6 protein-coding genes are annotated in these 6234 nt (G+C 53.7%); 2 read left to right on the top strand and 4 right to left on the bottom strand.

Going from position 1 to position 6234, the window contains the following annotated elements; translation table 11 throughout:
• The first annotated feature begins 241 nt into the window (after positions 1-241).
• On the top strand, positions 242-703 hold the full coding sequence (matP, locus tag MYY08_RS18810; protein WP_038626966.1) for a macrodomain Ter protein MatP: 462 nt from the start codon (positions 242-244) through the stop codon (positions 701-703).
• A gap of 90 nt (positions 704-793) precedes the next feature.
• Here the strand turns inward: matP and ompA are convergent, their stop codons facing one another.
• Both ompA and sulA read right to left on the bottom strand, forming a co-directional pair.
• Positions 794-1867, bottom strand: coding sequence for a porin OmpA (gene ompA, locus MYY08_RS18805; protein WP_038626964.1), 1074 nt, complete (start codon positions 1865-1867; stop codon positions 794-796).
• A 351-nt stretch (positions 1868-2218) separates the two neighbouring features.
• A complete protein-coding gene (sulA, locus tag MYY08_RS18800) occupies positions 2219-2728 on the bottom strand; it encodes an SOS-induced cell division inhibitor SulA (protein ID WP_038626962.1) in 510 nt (169 codons plus the stop codon).
• Positions 2729-2938: 210 nt separating this feature from the next.
• Between sulA and MYY08_RS18795 the strand changes: the two genes are divergently transcribed.
• Positions 2939-3556 carry a TfoX/Sxy family DNA transformation protein gene (locus tag MYY08_RS18795; protein WP_038626960.1) on the top strand — a complete coding sequence of 206 codons (618 nt, stop codon included), beginning with the start codon at positions 2939-2941 and terminating at the stop codon, positions 3554-3556.
• On the opposite strand, the gene yccS is transcribed toward MYY08_RS18795, so the two are convergent.
• Positions 3553-5697 (bottom strand): YccS family putative transporter, encoded by a 2145-nt coding sequence (yccS, locus tag MYY08_RS18790; protein ID WP_038626959.1) that lies wholly within the window; start codon positions 5695-5697, stop codon positions 3553-3555. The genes MYY08_RS18795 and yccS overlap by 4 nt on opposite strands.
• Before the next feature lie 12 nt (positions 5698-5709).
• Positions 5710-6156, bottom strand: coding sequence for a YccF domain-containing protein (locus tag MYY08_RS18785; protein ID WP_038626956.1), 447 nt, complete (start codon positions 6154-6156; stop codon positions 5710-5712).
• Positions 6157-6234 lie beyond the last annotated feature (78 nt).

Genomic DNA, 6234 nt, shown 5'->3' with positions numbered 1-6234 from the left:
GCTCTCGGCATCAGGCTGTAGCGCCTGCCATGCAAGTCGGTTGCTGGTCAAAGTAATCGTATTTGTCTTGTATTAATGAAAAGCGCGATTATACAGCTTTTCAGGTTGTTACGCACGGCAGAGATCTCACCGATTCTGAATGAAAGCGGGAGCCTGCGAAGCTGGCGTTACGCCTTTCTCTGTCTCAAGAAAGAAAAAAACTGTTATTCTTAGTTTGTTACCTGCGCATGATGAGATTCCGATGAAATATCAGCAGCTGGAAAACCTTGAAAGCGGATGGAAATGGAAATACCTGGTGAAAAAGCACCGGGAGGGTGAACCGATCACCCGATACGTGGAAATCAGCGCCGCCCAGGAAGCCGTTAAAGCGTTGCTGGCCATGGAAAGCCATCCGATAGACGTGCTGAAATGGATTGAACAACATATCAATCCGGCACTGGAAAATCGTATGAAGCAGACGATCCGCGCACGGCGTAAACGCCATTTTAACGCTGAGCATCAGCATACGCGTAAAAAATCCATCGACCTGGAATATCTGGTATGGCAAAGGCTGGCGGGGCTGGCGCAGCGCCGCAGCAGCACGCTGTCTGAAACTATCGTCCAGCTTATTGAAGATGCAGAGCGTAAAGAGAAATATGCCAGCCAGATGTCTTCGTTACGACAGGACTTGCAGGCGATTCTGGGAAAGGATGACGTCAGTTAATTCTTGGGCCTTCATTCAGTTATACCTCGCTTTTTACTGTTTTTCACCCATAAAAAAACCCCGCCTGAGCGGGGTTTTTTAACGTATTACTTAAGCCTGCGGCTGAGTAACAACGTCTTTCAGACCTTTAACTTCGATTTCTACGCGACGGTCCGGACCCAGGCAGTCGATCAGGGCGTTACGGCCTTTCACGCTGTCACAGGTGTTGCCGGTAACCGGGTTAGATTCACCCATGCCACGTGCAGAGATCTTGTCAGCCGGGATACCTTTAGATACCAGGTAGTCAACCACGGACTGAGCGCGTTTCTCAGACAGTTTCTGGTTGTACTGCTCTGAACCGATGCGGTCAGTGTAGCCCAGAACAACAACGGAACCGTCTTTCGGATCCATTGAGCTCAGCTGAGAGTACAGCTGATCCAGCGCCTGCTGGCCTTCGCCTTTCAGGGTCGCTTTGTTGAAGTTGAACAGCACGTCTGATTTCAGAGTGAAGTGCTTGGTTTCAACAACCGGAGCCGGAGCCGGGGTCGGAGCAACAACCGGAGCAGCCGCGTCATCCTGACCGAAACGGTAGGACAGGCCCAGGCTCAGCATGGCGTTGTCAGGACGGGTGCCAACGGTACCAGCGTCACCGATGTTGTTAACCCACTGGTAGTCCAGGCGAGTCGCCCAGTTTTTGTTCAGCGCATACTCAACACCTACAGCAGCCAGCGGAGAAACGCCGGTGTCGTGGTCGTTGCGGCTGATGTTGGTGCCTACAACGTGCTGAGTGGAGTCAGCGCGCCATACCATGCCACCCAGACGGGTGTACACGTCCAGATCATCCATAATCGGGTAGCTCAGTTTCGCTGCCAGCTGGATGCCCTGTGCTTTAAAAGCGCCGTTTACTGCATCGCCTTTGTTCGGCATACGGCCGAGCCAGTCGTAACCCAGCTCGAAGCCCAGATAAGGATTAGCCTGATAACCAACGAATGCACCAGCGCCCAGCTGGCTTTCGTGAGTCGGGCCATCGTTATTTACATAGTTGTTACCGTAGTAACCAGTATCGTGATACTGAGACCAGCCCAGTTTAGCACCGGTGTACCAGGTGTCATCTTTCGGAGCGGCCTGCGCTACGGTAGCGAAGCCAGCCAGTGCCACTGCAATTGCGATAGCTGTCTTTTTCATTTTTTGCGCCTCGTTATCATCCAAATAGGCAAGGAGCTTAAAACTAAGCTCTTGGTTGTAATCCTTCGCCGGGTCCTTTTGCTCGATTATTACTCTACCGGAAAACGGAGGTTATTGAGCACCCTGGCGAGATAAAGTCTACAACGTGGCGAGAAACTTACAAGTAAGATGTGAGCCCGGTCTGCAAAAAAAGGATGTTTCATACACAAAATTTAACATCCAACACGGTTTTTAGCGGCAAAAAAAGGCTTATCTGACGCGGCGAAAGCAAGGCTCAGCCGCGTCAGAGTAGAATCAGCGGGTTATCAGAGAGAACTGCCTGTTTTTAGCTGAGATTTATCTTATATTTACTTAATGATACAAAGTTGAGTGAATTTTCAGCCGGTTTTTTTGTCCGTCAAGTGACGAAGCGACCGATTGGGGACGCATAATCAGTCCAAGCGCCTGACCGACAGAAGCCGCTTCTTCGAGCTGACGACGCTCACTTTCACTAATATCCTTCGTAATCCATCCAAGCACTACGCTGTAATTACCCGTTTGCAGCGCTTTTACCATCGCCTCCACTGTACTGAAACCCTGATGGTAGGACATTTGCATCATCTTATTCAGCGGCAGGCCCGATGATTTCAGCCAGTGTCGACTGATCTTCTGGGGCGGCGTTAACCAAAGCTGCCAGCGCGCCTGAGTGCCGAGTTGCTGTAAGAGCGGCAGCAGCAGCAGTTGCGTCAGGCCAGGTTGCGCTTCACTGTAGCTCAGTTCGCTAATCCAACCGGTTGTCAGCGTTGATGAAGACAGCGCAACGCGCGAATGGCCAGCCAGAGAAGAAGAGGCAAAAGAGGACTTCAGTAAATGAGTACGCATGATTATCAGCTCACGTGGTTACTGTATGGATATACAGTAATGCGATGGCGGGTTAAGATCAACCTCAATTTTTGAAAACGTCTCGCACTTTTAATATGCAAATAGATGAAAGCTGATTTAGCAATTGAACCATTAATCAGAATTGCCTATGTTTTTAGCTGATACAAAACAGGGGGTTAGTCACAGTTTCTTAAGGAAAAGGAGCCACGTATGAATTCGCATCAACGGATTGCCCAGTCAAAAGCGCAGCTGGCGGCATTAGGGAATATTACCGTTCGTTCTCAGTTTGGCGGTTACAGCCTGGCGGTAGAAAAGGTGGTATTCGCATTAATTACCGAGGGAGAGCTTTATTTGCGCGCCAGTGACACGATGGCCAGCTACCTCAGTAAACAGTCGCTACCGCCACTGGTAATTAATAAAAAAGGGATGCCGGTGACGCTGCACTATTACCGCATTGATGACGTGGTGTGGAACGATCAGCCGCTGCTGATAAAACTGTCAAAGTCAGCGCTGGCGTTGGCGCGACGACAGAAAAATGAACGGCAGAACAACCTGCGCGTTAAAGATTTGCCCAATATGGGCATTCGCATGGAAATATTACTGCGGGAAATCGGCATCGACAGCGTTCATGCTTTGCGCGAGGCGGGCGCAAAAGACTGCTGGCTACGTCTGCGCGCCCTTAATCAGTCTCTGGGGCTGAACTGCTTGCTGGCTCTGCAGGGCGCCATATCTGGACGTCACCAGGCGGCGCTGCCTGCAGAGGTGAAAGAAGAACTACGTTACTGGTTTTATAACACGTTGAACGCGGACAAAGATCCCCACGGCTAGCGCCCCGACACCGCCAGCTGTTTTTTCAGCTGGGCGATTTCGGGAAGAAGGGCGATCAGCAGGCCTATCTGTTGTAAAACCAACTGCCCTTTAGAGTCCGCCTCGCTTTCTAAACGGCTAATGCGCGCAGAGAGATCGCTTAATATTTGCTGAGCCTGCTGTTCGCTGATGATATTGACCTGCAAAACGTCGTCAACATAGCAGACTGCGTCATCCAGCAGCGACAACAGCGCTGGCTGCGTGATTTTCTCGCGGTGCGCCCCAAGCGCGGAGATGTAGCTCAGGAATGAGTGATTCAGGCACAGCAGGCGAAAAGCCGCTTCGCGCTGCTGCGGATCGGGCCGCATTTCGGTAGAAAGATTAGAGACTACTGAAGCCAGTTCGGCATCGCCGTTATGCGCATCGCGTCGGGCTATGCGGTAGGCGAGGCGGTTATCTTTGCCCTGATGATACTGCTCCAGGATCGCATCCAGATAGCGGCAGTTAGCGGTTAACGTCTTTTCCGCGACGGCTGGCAGCCGCCGGAAGCGCCAGTCTGGCCAGATAAAGCTGACCGCCAGCCACGCCATGCCGCAGCCGAGCAGCGTATCGACAATGCGTGGCACCGCGACATCGAAGCCTTCTCCCAGAAGGTTAAAGCAGAGCAGCACCAGCAGCGTAATAAACATGGTGGCGTGCGCATACTGTACCTGTCGGAAAGCGAAAAACAGCACGCCCGACAGCACGATCAGCAGCAGTTGGCCATCAACCGACGGCACCAGCCACAGCACCGGCAGGCCGATAGCAATGCCTGCAAGGGTGCCGATAATGCGCAGCGCCAGTCGACGGCGGGTAGCGTTATAACCGGGCTGGCAGACAAACAGACTGGTCAACAGAATCCAGTAGCCGCGCTCCAGGCCGGTGAGCTGAATAAAGGCGTAGCCGATGCAAAGCACCAGCGACACGCGCACCGCATGACGGAACAGCGGCGATTCCGGCGTTAAGTGACGGCTGATGCGCAGCCGGATATCGCTCCAGCCGGTCAGCCCTTCGCTGGAGAGATGCGTATCGCTGCCGCCGTGATGCGCCTGTTCCAGCGCCTGCTCCGATTCAATGGTTGCCAGCTGAGCGTCAATTGCCTTCAGGTTGCTGAGCAAATAGCGCAGCGCTTTCTGCCGCGCTTTATCCTGCGCCGTGTCAGGCAATCGCTCCAGCGCCGCCTGCAGATGGTTGAACGCCTGCTCGAAGCGGGTATCGTGCTGATAGCTCTGCCGCAGCAAAATGGCGTTGGAAAGCTGACGGCAGGCCTGGGCCTGCATGGTCAGCAGACGCTGGAAGCGAAACAGAATTTCGCTGTAGCGCCACTCCTGGCGCAGCGCGTGATACTGAACGTGCGAGGAGCTGGCGCGTTCATGAATATCCTGCGCGACAAAGTAATAGTGCAGCGTACGCCGTGTGCCGCGTTGACCCCGATCGCCGCGCAGGCGGCTTTGTATCGAAGTCTTCGTCTCGTTAAGCCCTGCCACCAACTTGCTGTTGGCCATCGCGACCTCAACCAGACCGCGATCGTCATTTTCCGCCATATCCGGGTCAAACAGGTTGGCTTTGGCTTCAAGGTAATGCGCGAGCAGGCTGTAGCTGCGCGCCAGGTTTTCCTGCAATGGCCGAATAGGGAACAGCAAATGGCCCACCAGCGTCAGCAGGTTATACCAGACGGCGCCCAGCAGCAGCAGCGCCGGCTGAAGATACCATTGCGGAAACAGGCTAACGCCCAGCATGGTGTAGATAGCGATCAATAGCGCGCCGAAAGCGATGGTGGCGTAACGTTGCCCAAGCGCGCCCAACAAAATAAATCCCCAGGCGGAGATCGCCAGCCCGATGATAAATAACCAGGGATGGGGGAAAAGCAGCTCTACCGAGACCGAAGCGATACAGAAGCAGAGCAGGGTAATTAAAAGATTGCGCAGGCGACCGGTGAAACGATCGTCCAGGTCGGCCAGCGCGGCGGCGACCACGCCGAGCGTCAGCGGCAGTGTCCAGATAATTTGCTGGAGCCACCAGGGAAAGGCGGCTGCTCCCGCCAGCGCAAGGAAAATGCGGGTTAAATATAACCCGGTGCTGTTGGCAGTATAGCGACGTAAACCTGCGGTCAGCGCTGTCATAGCGTGGTCACCTTACTGATAGCGACGGCGTGCGTTAGCTTCGCGCGCGGCGCGCGCTTCTTCGGTGGAAACCACGCGACGACCAACTGGCCAGAGCGCGATCGCCGCCAGCTTGAAGTTAGCGATGCCGACCGGTATCCCGATAATTGAGATGCACTGCGCGATCCCGACCATAATATGGGAAATGCAGAGCCACCAGCCGAAGAAGATAAACCACAGGATATTCAGCAAGGTGCCGCCGGTGTTCAGCAACGCGTTGCGTTGGTCCGGGCGCAGCTCGTCAACATGCACCGCCTCATTGCCATAGGGCACCAGCGAGAGTTTGGTGATCTCCCAGCAGGAGCGCGTTAACGGCAGAGTAAAGATCAGAACAATGCTGACCAGAGTAGCGAACAGCCAGCTCAGCGTGGTAAAGAAGCCACCCAGCACGAAATTAAGGATATTCAAAACGGTACGCATTACGGCTTCCTTCAGAAAAACGGAATGAATCAAAGATAGCAGCGTTTGATTGTAACCTGTTTTAACGGTGGAGCGGTA

This window comes from Mixta sp., from assembly GCF_024610815.1.
Lineage (GTDB): Bacteria > Pseudomonadota > Gammaproteobacteria > Enterobacterales > Enterobacteriaceae > Mixta > Mixta calida.
Note: the sequence above shows the minus strand (reverse complement) of the source record. Positions and strands in the feature narration are given on the sequence as shown.

Excerpts from the sequence above, each read along its gene's own strand:
- matP (WP_038626966.1), top strand. The coding sequence starts at position 242 with ATGAAATATCAGCAGCTGGAAAACCTTGAAAGCGGATGGAAATGGAAA.
- ompA (WP_038626964.1), bottom strand. The coding sequence starts at position 1,867 with ATGAAAAAGACAGCTATCGCAATTGCAGTGGCACTGGCTGGCTTCGCT.
- sulA (WP_038626962.1), bottom strand. The coding sequence starts at position 2,728 with ATGCGTACTCATTTACTGAAGTCCTCTTTTGCCTCTTCTTCTCTGGCT.
- MYY08_RS18795 (WP_038626960.1), top strand. The coding sequence starts at position 2,939 with ATGAATTCGCATCAACGGATTGCCCAGTCAAAAGCGCAGCTGGCGGCA.
- yccS (WP_038626959.1), bottom strand. The coding sequence starts at position 5,697 with ATGACAGCGCTGACCGCAGGTTTACGTCGCTATACTGCCAACAGCACC.
- MYY08_RS18785 (WP_038626956.1), bottom strand. The coding sequence starts at position 6,156 with ATGCGTACCGTTTTGAATATCCTTAATTTCGTGCTGGGTGGCTTCTTT.